25 protein-coding genes are annotated in these 14,429 nt (G+C 48.0%); 1 reads left to right on the top strand and 24 read right to left on the bottom strand.

The window, feature by feature from the left end:
• The 23 genes from MDMS009_RS06200 to MDMS009_RS06095 all read right to left on the bottom strand — a co-directional run bounded on the left by MDMS009_RS06200 (position 1) and on the right by MDMS009_RS06095 (position 13,613).
• Positions 1-1,527: a terminase large subunit domain-containing protein gene (locus MDMS009_RS06200; protein WP_008290169.1), complete on the bottom strand. Its 1,527-nt coding sequence runs from the start codon at positions 1,525-1,527 to the stop codon at positions 1-3.
• Between the two features lie 3 nt (positions 1,528-1,530).
• Entirely contained in the window at positions 1,531-2,079 is a 549-nt protein-coding gene (locus MDMS009_RS06195; protein ID WP_008290117.1) for a DUF3486 family protein, read from the bottom strand.
• Positions 2,079-2,252 (bottom strand): hypothetical protein, encoded by a 174-nt coding sequence (locus MDMS009_RS16240; RefSeq protein WP_008290347.1) that lies wholly within the window; start codon positions 2,250-2,252, stop codon positions 2,079-2,081. Before MDMS009_RS16240 ends, MDMS009_RS06195 begins: the two co-directional genes overlap by 1 nt.
• Complete coding sequence (locus tag MDMS009_RS06190) at positions 2,249-2,539, bottom strand: VpaChn25_0724 family phage protein (protein WP_008290323.1); 291 nt, start codon at positions 2,537-2,539, stop codon at positions 2,249-2,251. Before MDMS009_RS06190 ends, MDMS009_RS16240 begins: the two co-directional genes overlap by 4 nt.
• Positions 2,536-2,871: a DUF2730 family protein gene (locus MDMS009_RS06185; RefSeq protein ID WP_008290353.1), complete on the bottom strand. Its 336-nt coding sequence runs from the start codon at positions 2,869-2,871 to the stop codon at positions 2,536-2,538. Before MDMS009_RS06185 ends, MDMS009_RS06190 begins: the two co-directional genes overlap by 4 nt.
• Entirely contained in the window at positions 2,872-3,099 is a 228-nt protein-coding gene (locus MDMS009_RS06180; RefSeq protein ID WP_081443580.1) for a TraR/DksA family transcriptional regulator, read from the bottom strand.
• A 2-nt stretch (positions 3,100-3,101) separates the two neighbouring features.
• Positions 3,102-3,680 carry a 3TM-type holin gene (locus MDMS009_RS06175; RefSeq protein WP_008290135.1) on the bottom strand — a complete coding sequence of 193 codons (579 nt, stop codon included), beginning with the start codon at positions 3,678-3,680 and terminating at the stop codon, positions 3,102-3,104.
• On the bottom strand, positions 3,667-4,212 hold the full coding sequence (locus tag MDMS009_RS06170; protein ID WP_008290134.1) for a glycoside hydrolase family 108 protein: 546 nt from the start codon (positions 4,210-4,212) through the stop codon (positions 3,667-3,669). Before MDMS009_RS06170 ends, MDMS009_RS06175 begins: the two co-directional genes overlap by 14 nt.
• Before the next feature lie 168 nt (positions 4,213-4,380).
• Entirely contained in the window at positions 4,381-4,701 is a 321-nt protein-coding gene (locus tag MDMS009_RS06165) for a hypothetical protein (protein ID WP_043887798.1), read from the bottom strand.
• Between the two features lie 75 nt (positions 4,702-4,776).
• Positions 4,777-5,685 carry an AAA family ATPase gene (locus MDMS009_RS06160; protein WP_008290124.1) on the bottom strand — a complete coding sequence of 303 codons (909 nt, stop codon included), beginning with the start codon at positions 5,683-5,685 and terminating at the stop codon, positions 4,777-4,779.
• Entirely contained in the window at positions 5,685-6,059 is a 375-nt protein-coding gene (locus tag MDMS009_RS06155; RefSeq protein ID WP_008290342.1) for a hypothetical protein, read from the bottom strand. Before MDMS009_RS06155 ends, MDMS009_RS06160 begins: the two co-directional genes overlap by 1 nt.
• Positions 6,060-6,075: 16 nt before the next feature.
• Positions 6,076-6,684, bottom strand: a complete 609-nt coding sequence (locus tag MDMS009_RS06150) for a regulatory protein GemA (RefSeq protein ID WP_008290338.1) — start codon at positions 6,682-6,684, stop codon at positions 6,076-6,078.
• Positions 6,681-7,232 (bottom strand): HD domain-containing protein, encoded by a 552-nt coding sequence (locus MDMS009_RS06145; protein ID WP_237700449.1) that lies wholly within the window; start codon positions 7,230-7,232, stop codon positions 6,681-6,683. The genes MDMS009_RS06150 and MDMS009_RS06145 overlap by 4 nt, the downstream gene beginning before the upstream one ends.
• A 362-nt stretch (positions 7,233-7,594) precedes the next feature.
• Positions 7,595-7,819: a hypothetical protein gene (locus tag MDMS009_RS06140; RefSeq protein WP_008290122.1), complete on the bottom strand. Its 225-nt coding sequence runs from the start codon at positions 7,817-7,819 to the stop codon at positions 7,595-7,597.
• 8 nt (positions 7,820-7,827) lie between these two features.
• Positions 7,828-8,445, bottom strand: a complete 618-nt coding sequence (locus MDMS009_RS06135) for a DUF3164 family protein (protein ID WP_008290166.1) — start codon at positions 8,443-8,445, stop codon at positions 7,828-7,830.
• Positions 8,446-8,458: 13 nt separating this feature from the next.
• On the bottom strand, positions 8,459-8,728 hold the full coding sequence (locus MDMS009_RS06130; RefSeq protein WP_008290127.1) for a hypothetical protein: 270 nt from the start codon (positions 8,726-8,728) through the stop codon (positions 8,459-8,461).
• Between the two features lie 2 nt (positions 8,729-8,730).
• On the bottom strand, positions 8,731-9,063 hold the full coding sequence (locus MDMS009_RS06125) for a hypothetical protein (protein WP_043887799.1): 333 nt from the start codon (positions 9,061-9,063) through the stop codon (positions 8,731-8,733).
• Complete coding sequence (gene csrA, locus MDMS009_RS06120) at positions 9,060-9,239, bottom strand: carbon storage regulator CsrA (RefSeq protein ID WP_043887800.1); 180 nt, start codon at positions 9,237-9,239, stop codon at positions 9,060-9,062. The genes MDMS009_RS06125 and csrA overlap by 4 nt, the downstream gene beginning before the upstream one ends.
• Complete coding sequence (locus MDMS009_RS06115) at positions 9,239-9,460, bottom strand: hypothetical protein (RefSeq protein ID WP_008290147.1); 222 nt, start codon at positions 9,458-9,460, stop codon at positions 9,239-9,241. Before MDMS009_RS06115 ends, csrA begins: the two co-directional genes overlap by 1 nt.
• Positions 9,460-10,071, bottom strand: a complete 612-nt coding sequence (locus MDMS009_RS06110; protein ID WP_008290358.1) for a hypothetical protein — start codon at positions 10,069-10,071, stop codon at positions 9,460-9,462. Before MDMS009_RS06110 ends, MDMS009_RS06115 begins: the two co-directional genes overlap by 1 nt.
• Positions 10,068-10,832 carry an AAA family ATPase gene (locus MDMS009_RS06105; protein ID WP_008290142.1) on the bottom strand — a complete coding sequence of 255 codons (765 nt, stop codon included), beginning with the start codon at positions 10,830-10,832 and terminating at the stop codon, positions 10,068-10,070. The genes MDMS009_RS06110 and MDMS009_RS06105 overlap by 4 nt, the downstream gene beginning before the upstream one ends.
• A gap of 50 nt (positions 10,833-10,882) precedes the next feature.
• On the bottom strand, positions 10,883-13,051 hold the full coding sequence (locus MDMS009_RS06100) for a transposase domain-containing protein (protein ID WP_008290354.1): 2,169 nt from the start codon (positions 13,049-13,051) through the stop codon (positions 10,883-10,885).
• Complete coding sequence (locus MDMS009_RS06095) at positions 13,044-13,613, bottom strand: hypothetical protein (RefSeq protein WP_008290339.1); 570 nt, start codon at positions 13,611-13,613, stop codon at positions 13,044-13,046. Before MDMS009_RS06095 ends, MDMS009_RS06100 begins: the two co-directional genes overlap by 8 nt.
• Before the next feature lie 15 nt (positions 13,614-13,628).
• Here MDMS009_RS06095 and MDMS009_RS06090 point away from each other — a divergent pair, with 15 nt between their 5' ends.
• On the top strand, positions 13,629-14,081 hold the full coding sequence (locus MDMS009_RS06090) for a hypothetical protein (RefSeq protein WP_008290335.1): 453 nt from the start codon (positions 13,629-13,631) through the stop codon (positions 14,079-14,081).
• Here the strand turns inward: MDMS009_RS06090 and MDMS009_RS06085 are convergent, their stop codons facing one another.
• The gene (locus MDMS009_RS06085) at positions 14,082-14,366 is read right to left on the bottom strand and encodes a hypothetical protein (protein WP_043887910.1); all 285 of its coding nucleotides are present in this window, start codon (positions 14,364-14,366) and stop codon (positions 14,082-14,084) included.
• Positions 14,367-14,429 lie beyond the last annotated feature (63 nt).

Genomic DNA, 14,429 nt, shown 5'->3' with positions numbered 1-14,429 from the left:
TTACCATCCACCGCCTTTTTGCATCAGGCTGCTGTAGTCGTTGTCGGGGTTGTCGCGTTCGGTTTTGCTGGGGGCTGCTGTCCACTCAATCGGTGAAGCCAAATCAAAGCTGGCAGCATGCGCCATGACCAAACTAATCGCTGCGTCACCGTGTCGGCTTTTGGCAGCATCGGTTTTACCATCGGGCAATTTCGGTACACCTTTAATCACTTGCAGCGCACCGATATCGTCTGCGACATCGGCATCACGCGGGATAAGAATGGTGTCGTCCTCAAACGCAGCTTTGAACTTGGGCATATTATCCAGGTACCAGCTTTGGCTAAGCATCACTTCTTCGACCACATTGACGCCATAGCGGTACTTGGCTTGCTCTGCCAGATACTGACCATTACCACGGGCATCCAGCTTGGCCGCACTGAATCGAGGCAAACGATCACAGATATAAAACAGCACCTGCTCTTGCTGCTTGAACGGCACGTTGTGCAGTTCAACCATAAATGGCACTACGCGCCTGAGCTGCTGACTGATGGTCATCGGTGTCAGCACGGTTAAGTCACCGGAGCGACCAAAATCTTCGCCTAAAACGTGGCGTAAATTGGGATTTAACTGGTCTAAAAGCGGCTTTAAATTAACCTCACACCAGGCCAGCATTTCTGCCTGGCGAAGATGCTCTGGCCACAGGTTGAACTCGGCGGTACCGGAATAGCGCAGCACCGGCACATCATGCATGCGGGACTCACGTAGGGCGCGGCTGATATAGGTGCCACCGCCTTGTTTGGGGACGCAGTCATATTCTTCTTCGGCATCTTCGGTACTGGCAGTATTTTTACGAAGCCCAGCTTTCCATTCGTCTTCGCCTTCTTGTGTCCATTGAATTTTCTGAATTTGGCAGATGCGTTTATAGAGACCCATTTCACACGCATCATCCAGTGTGATTCGATGAACGCTGTAATCTTTTTTTCCAGATCGACTGTCTTCGATGAGTTCATTGAACAGGTTTTCTACGCCATTATGCGTAGAGATGATTCGAATTTTGCTGCCCCACATCGTCAGAGCTAACGCAGCTTTTAAAAGCTCATCAAGTGCATCATGGAATGCCGCCTCATCAATGCAGACATTACCCTGACGACCACGCATATTGCTGGGTCGTGAGCTGAGTGCCTGAATCTTAAAGCCGCTGGCAAAGCGAATAGTGAAGGTGAGAATATCTTTGTCTTCATCTTCAAAGATTTCCTCTTCAATGGCTGAGGCAGCCTTATTGAATGACTTAGCCCACATCGAACAAGCATCAATAAACTCTACGGCCATCTCTTTATTAGAACCAACGTAGTAGCAGTTGGTACCGCCCGCAGCCTTTGACGATGAGGCGGCTAATACTTGATCGGCTGCTTCAGCCCAAGTTAAACCTGTACGTCGTGACTTTTCAGCAAGCTTAAGAATACTGTCATCTGCCATCCAGTTCTTTTGATATGGCAGCAGGACATCATTCGGATCGTAATCTTTGTATATGGCTAAAGCAGCGCCCATCGCTTAACCCAGCCCCAGTATTTCTGTCTTGATTGAATCAATTGCTTTTTGGCTCATGCCTTGGCTGACCATAGACTTTTCAGCTGTCGCTGCAGCTTCGTTAGCGGCTTCGGCTCTGATGGCTTTCTCTCGCTCTTCATTCATATTGGCCGCTGACTCCAGTCGCTGAACAGCGAGTGCCAATTGAGCCAGCATTTTTGGCTCTACAGGGGTATCACCTTCAGCCATATGCATTGCTGAATCAAACGCCATCGTGCGGATGATTTCATTGACTAACTTACCAACCTGGCCTTGCGGTGCAGCGCCCAGCTTGCCGATCCACATGCTGGCCAGTTCGCGTGATTGCTGTAGTTTGGCTCCGACATCTTTCATCTTGACGGCATATCGATTGACCGCAGACTTGCTGACGCGATCATCAGTGCCGAGCTGTTCAAGGATGGCATTGATTTGTGCTGTGGCATCCAGTTGTGAGACTCGCGGATCTCGCAACAGGGTTTGCAGCTGCTCCAGAATATCGGCTGGCAATTGCTCAATGGATGAGGCGCGAGCCATTATTCAGTCGTCTCTACGCTGATGGTGATGGGTGAATAAGAATGTGACATCCCAACACCAAAGAAATAACCAGCGGCAATGATGTAGCAAAAAATAACCACACTCTTTAACACTTCTTTGCCGAAGCTCTTTATATCTTGCTGTAACAGCCAGTTCTTTAATTTTCTAATCATGGTCGCGCTCTCCCAATACCATCAATTCGGCTCCGCCCCAGCGCAACATCGACGCCACGCTGAGTCACCTTGGCAATCAACAATTCACCAACCGTTGTAATCGCCAGCAGACCTTGCTCTTCCAGCCAGCGCAATTCGGTACGAACACGATCAGCAGACACATCATGACCAACACTGGCCAAAATCATTTGCAAGATGTTTTCGTTATGCGAGTAGCCAGGGTCTTGCTCCAATGCCTGCAATAAGGCAAGACGAATAGATTCTGTGAGTATTTGATTAAAGCTCACCGCTTATCTCCTCGTAACAGATAGTCATTGATTAGCGTTAGCTGGGTTGTCATGGCTTTCAAAGAGCCAGTCATTTCGCTGATGTTTTCACTCATTCCATTCATGCGATTGTAGATATTGCTAAGGTCGGTATGCGTTGGTGCACCATTCATTCGCTCTTCAACGATATCCATTCGGCTAACTACTTTAACTATCTGCTGGCTCACTTCTTTAATCTCTGTTTTATTCACGCGATGGCGATTGATTAGCCAGGTGTAAACCCAATTACCTGCAAACAAAAAAGCCAGAAACACATCAAACCAAAACCTGTATGCGGTGTAATCTAATTCCATTTATCGCTCCCGCTTAGCCTTAATGTTTTGACAGTCCACACAGCGCACCGCGTCTGGTCTTGCTTCCAGTCTTTTATTTGGAATCGGCTCACCACAATCCAAGCAATAGCGAATACCGTTTTCTTCATCAGGTTGTTCTGTTTCTCTGCTACTTCGAAGCACCGTCTGAATCGCGATATCCCTGTCTTTTTGTTCGCGCTCCTGGGCGCGGTCGAACACGTCCACCATGCTTATTTACTTTCCTTGTTACGGCTTAAAAGAGTAGATAGATTCTGAAATACGCCCGGAGGTGGCGTTTGTCCGGCTGACACTTGTTTATCATCAGAACGCTTTTTCACTGAGACACCCAGCACAGCAAGCGCGATTGCCCACATACCAGATAGGTTGACCATGGCATTGATAACAGCAGGAGCGTCATTCGGTGAAATAACGATCACAATGCCCAAAGCAGACATTTGTACAAACCATGTCACGGCAATGGTGTAACCGAAGAAAGGTCTCCAGCGACGGACGAATGAATCGCCAGAGGTGTACTCGGTTCGCATGGTGGCGTTGATGGTGGCCAACTGCTTGTTCTCGGCTTCTAGTTCGGCGAGAACGATAACGTTCATTTCTTTTTGCAGTTTTAGTTGAAGCTCTGGATCATGCTTTATTTTGGCTAAGGCTTCATCAGCGTTACCTGCGCCCGTTACTGCATTGGCTGCTTTAACAACCTTATCAGCGACGTTACCAGCCCTATCCCCCATTAAAAGCCGGGTTAGCCCCGGCACGAATTGCGCTAATCCTAAAGCAATGCTAATCGGCTCCATGAGTCACCTCTGTATTGATAAATTGCTGCAACACAAACAGACGGCGCATCCAGCCCATAATGAAGCGTTCTTGTGATGGGTTTTCAACGGCGAGGTCATGATAGAAGTCAGCCCGATAGGCAAGGCTGAGAGTGAGCTTGTTAGTAAGGTAGTCTTCGTTATTAGCGAAACGTCTGATAGCGCCAAGCGTTTCATCACCGATCACACCATCTACTTCCACGCGATAAGCGCATTGAAGGAATTTGATTGCTGTTTTGGGCCGGTGGTTTACTACCGAGTCAAACAAGAAACAACCAATGACTGGTGGCAAATCGCCACAGCCATAGGCTTGCCAGTAGTCACGGAAATAGAGTGCAATGGCATCATCTAATGTCAGCAGTCTGATATTAAGATGGGGGTATTGACGCTTGCTGATGCCGTAGTTGGTTTCGCCACCGGCATCGTTTGGATCATCCACATAGCCGCCTTCAATCTTCAAGACATGATTGACTGCTTTGAGGAAAAGTTCTGGGTAGGTTTTGTTTGTGTCCATGGGTTGCATGATGCTTTCTGGCACAAACAAAAACGCCCTGAATGAGTTCAGGGCGCTGGGGTGTTACTACAATTTAGTTAAGCAGGTTTTAGAAGTCTGGGCAATCTTGAGTTATTTTTTTCAGACTGGCTGGAAGTTATAACCAAGCTGGAAATTTACCTATAAGATTCATTGGACTTGGTCTTTCAGCTGACACCGTTGAACCCAACCGTTTGACATTGCATCCATATCTACTTTTTCAAAACTCTGCCCGGAACGGGCTGCAAATCTCTCAGCTGCCATTCGGTAGCTATTATTTACCCAGTTACTACGCGACTCATACTGCTCATCATTCAATGTACTGGGGCTGCCATAAATGCGATTCGCTGCCAAACTCACCATACCCTGAGCAGTGAAAGCATCACACCATGGCTGGAAGAGTGAGTCATCGGCTGCAAAAACTGATGAAGAAAGTAGTAGCGCATAGATACAAAAAGCGAGTTTTTTCATTTTTAAGTTCCTTTTATCAACAACCGATACAACCGCTACAACTTAGCAGATAGGTTGTTCGCGTTGTAGTGGTTGTTAAACCAAACTATAGGTGTAAGCACCTTTTATTTTCTCAGATTGCCAGTGAATACGGTCAAAGCGATCTAGTCTATCACGGGCGGTTTTATCATCTTTTTTGTGACCGCAGGCGTCCAGTAGCTTGGTTTTATTCAAACTACCTTGCTCCTTCAGCACGGTTTTTACCTTGTCGATAAACGCTCTTTCTTCATCGTTGAGTGTGACTTCGTCGAGATCCAGTTCGGTTAAAAACAGATCTGCCACTTCTATTCTTAGTGCGATATTGGCAATGGCAGCACGTTCTTTTTTAACTTCGAGCAGCCAGCGAATTTCACCTTCGGGCGAGTCCGCTTTGATAAGACGGTACATATTATCGACGCTGTTACGTAGGTTGTTTGATCCTTGATAGTTGCTGCCGTTCTTGGTGGAGTGATGCAACACAATAATGGTGGCACCGGCGTCACGTATCTTTTTCAGCTTGTTGCCGATCCGCATGGCTGTCAGGTCATTATTGATATCACCAAAGTCTCTGAGACTGTCCAGCATCAGCAGCATGTTTTTAAACGCGTTGCCATAGGCTCTGTTTTCAAGCTCATCCAGCAGTTCGAGTGGCTCACCATTGAACTTACTGCGGTGCGAGTAGGTTAGATTCGGGCAGGCTTCGATCAGTTTATGTTCGATGCCACGCTCTTTCAGCACACTGATGGGGTTATCGACATCGATGTACAGCACATTCATCGCGCCTTGCTCACTACCACTGTTGTGTTCAGTGGCATATTTTGCCAGCCCGAAAAGCAACCAGCTTTTACCCATGCCGCCATCGGCATAGATCATAGTGATTTGTTTTTTAGGCAAAAAATTAGGGTATAAAAACTCAACACTATCGTTGAAGTCATCAGTTGTGAGTGGATTGATAAAATCGAACATTAAAAGAGATCCTGTTGTTTGTCATTTTCAAGTTGACGCTGTTTAGCCTGGCGTTTGTAGACAGCGCGTTCAGTAATTTTTTGTGTCCGGGCGACTTCTGCTTTGGTAAAGCCTTGATCAAGCAGACGGCTTGTCTCTGCCAGATCCACTTGGTATAGCCTTGCTTGAAGCTTGGGGATGGCGATTTTCTCATTACGGAAGGTATGCACGAACTGTTTGTATTGATCTGGACTAAGCACTTGCTTTAGGTCACCTTGCCCCGGCACTCGAATAGTGACACCACCGAACTGTTTCACCAGACGCAACAGTCCATCAAGACCGATCACATCGGCTATCTCTCTGGCTACAGGTGGTAAATAATCAGGTAAATTCACTGGCTCGGTACCTTGCTTATGGCAGCGCTACTTGAGTGGCACGTTCAAACGCGACTTTGTCATTAAGGTGATCGACGATGGCATTGAGTAGCGGCACATTACGACGCCACTTGCTGGCATTCGCACGGCCTGCTACCAGCTTCTCGACATAGCTTTCGCTCAGGTTCATGGCATCCAGTAGGTACTCAACGGTTTGCAGCAGGCTGCGTTTTTTCTGTTCCTGATATAACGCGGCAATGATCGCTTCAAACTGCTGACGCTTGTGCACCCACTCCAGACGTTCAATACCAGGACGGCCTGTTGTTGCATGGCCTTTACCACCGGTGACGTGCCAGGCTATGGTTTCAGCGTATTCCCAACTGAGTTGCATATCGGTCAGTAAGGCTTCAATTTTTGCCATATACGGGCTGCGATTGAATGGCTTTCTGCCTGCGCGTTTAGGTGGTTTAATCGCTTTGGCATCACGTAGCAAATTGACTAAATGTTTCAATTCTTTGTCCGTCATCTTGCTGCACGAACGTTCACCGGTATGGTCTCCTTGCCATGTGCGACGAGCTTCTTCGTCCTTAAACAAGCGGCTAGCGCCGATATGAACAAGCTGGATTAGCTTTTGTCTTGAACTCATAGCTGCCCCACGATTTGTAGATAACGGCCAACAAACATTAAAAACGCTGTGCTGGGAGACACTGGTTCAATGGCTTTTTTTAATGGCTCAATATCTTTAATTAACGGCCATTCATCATCGTGTGGTGCCATCAAGTCACGCTGCTCTGTGGCTAACAAGACCAAGTCTGCGTGCTTCACTTCTGCAGGCATCTCAGCGTCTAACCCAAAACGGCCTAACACGGCTTTTTCAACACGCTTCTCTATTTCACGATAATCGGGCAAGAGGTTTTTCAGTGGTCTGGCCACATCACCAACAAACGCCTCTGCGGCATCATGCAGCAGTCCGTGCAAAGCCATTTCAGGCGGTACAATTTCAGACACATAAACCGAATGTTGGGCTACGCTGTAGAACTTATTAGTGTGGCCAGCGAAGCGGCAAATGTTTGATAGGCCATGAGCGGCAACGTAAATGTCGAACTCAGACTCTTCAGGACACATAAAGTTAAAGTATTCACCACTGATAGTGAGTATGTCTGGTCGCATCTCGCTTGCTTCTTTCATGTTCATTATTTGGATTCCTCTAACGATCCCCAGCTCCATGCAATGGAGTTATGGCCACAATGTTTACAGCGGAGGATATGAATGTTTTCCGGTGTAACCTCTTTTGCTGTTTTGTACTTGTGACCAGATATATACCGACCACGACTAAGCGACCGCCAGATGCAACGTGCAAAACAGATTGGGTTCCTTAATTCATCCATATCATCTCCCGGATTTTTCACTGCCTTAACCCCAACGAAGGGGCTAAGTAATCCGTCTCGTGGATCAGTCGGCGTTGCCCGGCGGGGAGAAAGGTTATAAAACCCACCGTCTCAGCTGCAGTCTGTTAGTTTTTTGCTGGCACCACCTGTCTGCTGACGCGCCGTTGGTTAAGCGGATTTAGGCTGAATATCGATGACGCGATACTTCAACTGTCGTTGAACCCCATCACGGGGACTGGTGACGGTTGGTCGCTCACCAACTTTTATGTCTGATACAAACGTGCCACTCCAGATACCAGCCTGAAATGGTCTTGAATCAACAACGACGCCATCTTCATCGATGTCCCACTCCAGAAAGTCCTGGCCCCTGTCTTCGAATACAATCATTTCCATAGAAGACCTCACAGAGCAGCCATATCGAGAGCCAGATTCTGAAACTTGCTCTCGGTGGTCGGGCGGTAATAGAAACGCACATAGGCGCTGGAGCCAGTGATTTGCATCGAATCTTTCAGCGCCTCCATGGCTTGCTTCCATTTGTGATCGTCAATCTCCAGCCGCAGCAGTCCGAGGATTCGGGCAGCACTAAGCTGGCCTTCAGTGTTGGTTTTGAAGGCGTGATCGACCAGGGCTTTGATATTGTCGTTGCTGCCTTCTGACCATTCTTGAATGCATTCATCAATCAGGGATTTAGCTGCTTCAGCACGCTCATCGAAGTGCAACAGCTCGGCCATTTGAATGCGAATCTGGCGTTTACCGTCATAGCTGGTGAGGCTGATATTGCCTTTTTTGCCACCGAGCTTGGCATCGTATTTTTCTGCAACAAGCTCGACGAAGGCATAAACGTCATTCATCGCCTGAGCTTTGAAGGCGACCATCTGCTCTCGCAGCAACTCGGCCTTACCAAACAGTTCTTCGATAAGATCATCACGATCCAGATCGATTTGTTTGATTTTGCTAATGGGTACAAGGTGACCTTGTGCGTTCACCTTGTGTTGCTCTGTATTGATAGCTGTATTCATGGGTTACTCCTGTTTAAGCCACAACTTTCCACTGCACCTGGCAGCCGCTGACTTCTGTGGCGTAGGTTTCGAGACGACGTAGGCCGGTTTTAATGCGGGTTTTTGTGCCGCCCTTAAGTCCACCTGGACTGTCGTTGTAGCCGACGATGGTGATGGTCGGCTTTCTGGCTTCACCGATGTTGATATCGGTAATGGTGAGGCCACGTCGTGCTAGTTCTGCTAAGCAGTGGCGAACGTCTTCTACTTTTTTGCTGATGATGTCGTTACCCAAATTCTTGTTCATGATTAGGCTCCAATTTTGCTGTGTTCACAGCCGCCACGGCAGGCTCTATAAAGTTGAATGCGTGTCGGGTTTGTTGCTGCATACGGGCGGCTTTGGTATTCAATGCATTGGTCGCTGGGGATAGCACCAACCACCGGGCATTGCACACTGCCGGACATAAACTTGCCTTCAATGAGTGCTTGCAGTCGGTCAGTTCTGCCGGGGTATTTACTCTTGATGACCTGGTTAATCACGGTTGGTGAAGGAAAGCCATCATTCTGTCTGAGAACAGCGGCCACCTTGGCTTGTGATGTTTTCTCACATTCGGTTTTGAGTACTTGTTTCCAGTCGCTCATTTGTTGTCATCCTTTTCTTTCTGAATGCGGTTATAAATTTCTTCACGATGAACAGAGACATCTTTTGGGGCTTCAACCCCGATCCGGACTTGATTACCTTTGGTACCAAGCACATTCACGACAACGTCATCACCGATAATCAGGGCTTCGCCCACACGTCTTGTTAAAATCAGCATTACTCACCTTCCTTTAATGAAATGGGTAACTTGCCAAGCAGTGACAAACTAATCTTCACGCCTAAATGAACGCCTTTGAGCACCTCCGGATCGGTTATTTCAATCTCTTCACCGATTTTGATAGAGGCACCTTTTTGATCCACTATCAGCTGCAATTCATCAACTCGTTTCTGGTGCCATGCCATTAATTGTTGAATTACGTCTACTGTCGCTTCATCCATTACTCACCATCCTTTGGCCATACGACCTTGTTTAAATTGGGATCAAAGACTTGTTTAATGCGTTGAATCATCGGCGGCTTTGGACCGGTATTCATCGCGGGTAATAGTTTGTATCGCGCCAGACCACCACCATGGTTGGCTGGGATTATCTCTTTGAGATAATTCGCCTTAGCCAGAAAGGTGATGTAATCCTTGGCAGTGTTCGGTTCGATAGGTGTTTCTTCCGTAGAGGCTGATGCCACCAAATCACGCCAACTGAAATCACTCAGAATTCGCATGGTTCGCCACATCTGTTCACGGCTCTCGCCACCAGTGACGTGGTCACCTTTGCGGTTGACGCGAGGTGCATTCACACCGACATCACGAGTCAGCCTCCAGACAATGGCACCGCCCATGCGCTTGGTGGTGCGTTCCAGATAGCCAGCACCTTCCAGCCCTATCACGTAGGTTCTGGCTGTTCGGCGATTCACTTCATTCAGCTGTTTGTGATCACTGGTGTGTGCTTCCAGGTCAAGTAAAGAAAACACTTTCAATTCACGTATGGCTTGCCAGCAGGCATCTCTACCTGACAGCTTGCCGTTTGCTCTTGTGATATGAACAGGCTGTGTCATTTAACCTTCCTCCTGGGTGCGTCGCCGGTATAGAGGGGACGGTTACCCCAGAGTTTGACGTCGATTTGGTCGGTACCAGCTGAGTAGGCGGCTTGCTGAACTTGGTTGAGATTGACGCAGATTCGACGGGCGACGCCCATGCTTTCACGCTGGATGCGTTCGAGCAGGTCATCAGCAATGGTGATGTCCGGGCAGTAAAGTTGGGACAGTTGTCGTGTGTCTTCCAGATCGGCAGGTTGAGCGCCTTGCCAAGCCAGCATTCGATTGTGGAACCGTTCCCACTTGAGCAGCTTGGTCGGGAGCTTCTCTTCACCGATCAGCAGGATGGCAGCGTTTGATCCTTCATAAATGTCACGCACTACTTCGACGGCTTTCTTTTCGACGATGTGATCCATCTCATCGATGATGAGCGGCAGACCACTCAGCGCCAGCTGCTGACTGATTTGCTCGACCATGTCATAGTTGGTCTTATCTGGCTGGATGCCCATTTCTTTGAGAATGGAAAGGAGCAGCGCTTTTTTTGTCCAGGTGCTTTTGCATTCAACGTAGTAAGCGCGGTATTTATTCGCTGCATAAGCTGCAGCAAACGATTTACCCCAGCCACTCGGGCCAAAGAAAGTGACCATACCTGGTAGATGTGCTGGGCGATTCATCGCTTGTTCCAGCAATCGTGTACAGAGCATGACGTTTTTCAGTGGTGCCGTGGTGACAGAGGCTTCGACTCTGTCTCCCAAGTTGACCACGTTTTGATTTGTTGTCATTATTTACCTCATCACGTTTTACTTACCCGCCTGCCAGCGGGTTTGTTTTTTTATGCCTCGACAGTTTCGTCGAAGCTCTCAAAGTCAGCGCTGAACTCGCTCATAAAGCGGAACTCATCGCCTTTCTGGTACATCGCCCAGAATTTCTGATCAGCTGCTGAGAGTTGACTCCCTTCTCGCAACCGACGGTCTAAATTGACCCAACGCTTGTAGCGCGCTCTGGGGTCATCATTTCTTATGATTTGTGCTGCAGGCTCTTGTGGCTGTTGGAACTCGGCTTGGAATGTAGCCAGATCCTGTTTTTGTTCGTCAGTTAGTTGTGGCTGCGGTATGTGTCGGCCTAGTTCTGGCGCTGGGCGAAGTGGTCTGACCACTTTCGGGTTGGCGACTTCAGGCTGTGGCTGCAAAGGCAGGCGACTTGCCACTTCCATTGCATCCATCGCGACTTCGGCTTTCGCTGCCAGCTTGGTGGCCTTGATAAAGCGAGTGCGATGCTTGTTGAAGCTTCGAGCCGCTTCAGTATCACCAAACCCAGTAGCTTCAATACATTGCGCCTCACCGATATAGCGATTATCTAAGGTGTAGGCATAGACGATTTCATGCAGCGCTTGAGGGTCAAAACGAACGGTAATCTTCTGGCCTGCAAAGTCGAGCAACGCTGGCGCGTGGTAGCGGTTTTTGCCTTGTCCTGTGGCTGATCCGGCATCAAGATTAAATGATCCATCTTTCTGCACTTTGATGGCTTCAGCCATCAGCAGCCACATGCGACGTTGTTCTTGGTTAGCTGTTTTGATAACGGCGGTTTGATAGCTTTCGGTGAAAGCTTGATCAAAACTTTTTGTGCCGTTGCAGATTTCAGTGCGTCGAGCCGGTTTGGCATTCCAAGCAATGATTTCTTGTTCCAGTACTGCTAGGAACGTTTCAATGGGTACCGCTTTTTTGGCGTAGTTTTCTGGCTTGGCCATTGGGTTTGGGCCGGTATAGGCACCTTCAAACTTAGGATGCTTGTCCAGATATTCACCAAGACCACCAACACCAAAGGCACGTTCGACAGGTTTAGCCTGACCGTGTCCTTTGCCGCCAATCACTGATGTCCAGTGCACTTTGATACCGAGCGTAGGGAATAGGCCGAGTGGATCATCTTCTTTTACGGTGAAGCGATAGCGGTTTTTAACGCCACCGGTCATCCATTTATTGGCTGCAGCGCGGGTGTTATCAATAGTGACGTGTTCGGGTATGCCGAACTGATCCACAACATCGCCAAAACTGGCTCGGATTGAGTCGGTGTTTTCTGATTCATCGACGCGGTAAGCCAGTATTTTGCGGCTGTAGACGTCCTGCCAGAACCACGTTTTCATGCGCGTTACATCGCCATTTGGCAATAGAACAAACACGTTGTGTTGGTAGCCATCACCATTGATCCACTCAAGCGCATGTAGCTCTTGGACTGTTCGCTGTTGGGCAGGAAACAGTTTGATCAAACCGGCTTCACCTTCACGTAGATAAACGCGGGTTGCCAGCGGTATGGCTTTGATGCGACGTTCCAGTGTTTTTTTGCTGGGGATTTTCCAGCCTTGTTCGGCTGCAGTACGTTGTAGTCGGTAGTAACAGGCTTCGAACTCTGGCTGCTCCAGGCGAAGGTAATCGGCTTTGTAAAATTCCCAAGCCTCAGTATCCATATCTGCTGTGACCGTTCGGCCAACAAAGCCGGGTACCAGCGCGGCTAACCAGTCTTGACGAGCATAGAATTTCACCCCTTTCTTGCTCTTGGTACCGTGATACCAGCCTTGCATGGTGCGTTCACTAATGTCGTTTTGATCAGCCACCAGTAAGAAGGCATTCTTAAGTGTGGCGCCACCGTTTTCTGTCAGAGCCATGACCTGCAAAAGCAGGTTGAGTTTGTTCTGAGCTGCGTCCTTTTGTTTTTGTGGCTTGTTGTCATAGTGCTGCCATAATGCTTGAGGATCGTAGCTAAATTCAGTGCTTTCCGAGCTGCTCTTAACTGGGGTCGGCAGGTGTTGTTTTATCAACGCGGCCTGAGTTTCTACTGGCAGGCTGGAAAGGTGGTATTCATTTGCTGATCCACCTCTTACTTTTACTTGCCTTGTATTCCAGCCTTGTTTTGAGGCCTGCTGATTAACGCCACGCTTGTACTTTGGAAGACCTGGTTTGTTTGCTAATTCAGTTGCTGTGAACCATTCCCTGTTTTGTTCAGTCATCTTCACCGCCCTCAAAATCTAGACCTGGCTGACTCTGAGAGATAACATTTTCTCTGTGGTATGCCACGCCAGCTAACAGTCGAGTGAGCGCTGAAGTAAGGATATCTACCGACTCACCCTCACGATAAAACTTGATTAGCAAACTCATTGCATCTGCAGAAAGCTGCTGTAGTTCGGCTAAACCTAGTTCATCCACTTTTTTCCCTGTGGGGATTTGAATCATCAGCTTGTTACTTCGGTAACCCAGATATTGGGTGACATAATCCATCTCACAGATATGCTCATATGCCGGGATAAAACTGACTGGCATATCACCAGTAGAGAGCCATTTGTATAAGCGGTCTTCACTGACAGCCATCAGTTCAGCGATAGCTGGAACAGTTAGCCTTTTGAACTGTCTGGCGTACTCTTTATTAAGCCGCAGCGCGTCTTTTATATTGTTCGGCTGGATGCGTTTCCAAGCCACCTTACTTTTTGGAATTCTCATCACAACACCACTTCCAAATTTATTGATTGTTGCGGCAGTACTGCACGGGATAGGCTGGTTCTGCGTTTTAACCAAACAGGAGATAACAAAGTGAAAACAACCAGACCAGCACCCGTCAGTGCCGCGTATTTACACGGGCAGAATGATGGATTCATCATCATTTCATCGACCATGCTTTTATCCGAGCTATCAGCTTTTTTAAAAGCATTGAAAGTTGACAAATCGGACATACGTGAACCGGACAATTCAGAGGAACTTCCACAACTCGCTGAGACTGTTGCTTGGCAAGTTGTTGAAAACGTATTGCCGCCTTCATCCGCGACGCTTTGTAAGCAGATTGGCGATCTGGATCACCAAACCCAGGAGAAACTGGCATTCCGTCTTTATCAACTAAAAAGTTTGATTGCGACGTTGAAGCGCACTCATCCAGCCGATACTTACCTTGTGCCGCCGAACTGGAATCGCCGTTGGTTTGAACTGCTTTGTGGGCGCGTGCTTTTTGCGGATGTAAGTGCTCTTGATGCGGATAGTTATCAACCATGATTAGGCGCTCTCAGCAAGACCGGCTTCTGCCAGACGCGCTTTTGCTTGATCAATTTTGGCTTGGCGATCAGTTTTTACATCAGACTGATAGCGGGGAATATCCGGAAAAACTGCTGCAATATCTTTCTCGATTAGCACGGATATTGATCGTGCAACTCTTAAACTTTCCGCTCGTCTTGCACAAACATTCATTACATGCTGATGAGTGCAACCAATTACTTCACCAGCGACTAACCAAGAAAGACCTTTGGCTTTCAATGCTTGATGTATTTGCTTGTAGTTCATTGTTACAATCCGTAATTAAATATATAAGCGTTTACATAAATGCAAACAAAACATAACACCTGC

Source organism: Methylophaga thiooxydans DMS010, assembly GCF_000156355.1.
GTDB classification, from domain to species: Bacteria; Pseudomonadota; Gammaproteobacteria; order Nitrosococcales; family Methylophagaceae; genus Methylophaga; species Methylophaga thiooxydans.
Note: the sequence above shows the minus strand (reverse complement) of the source record. Positions and strands in the feature narration are given on the sequence as shown.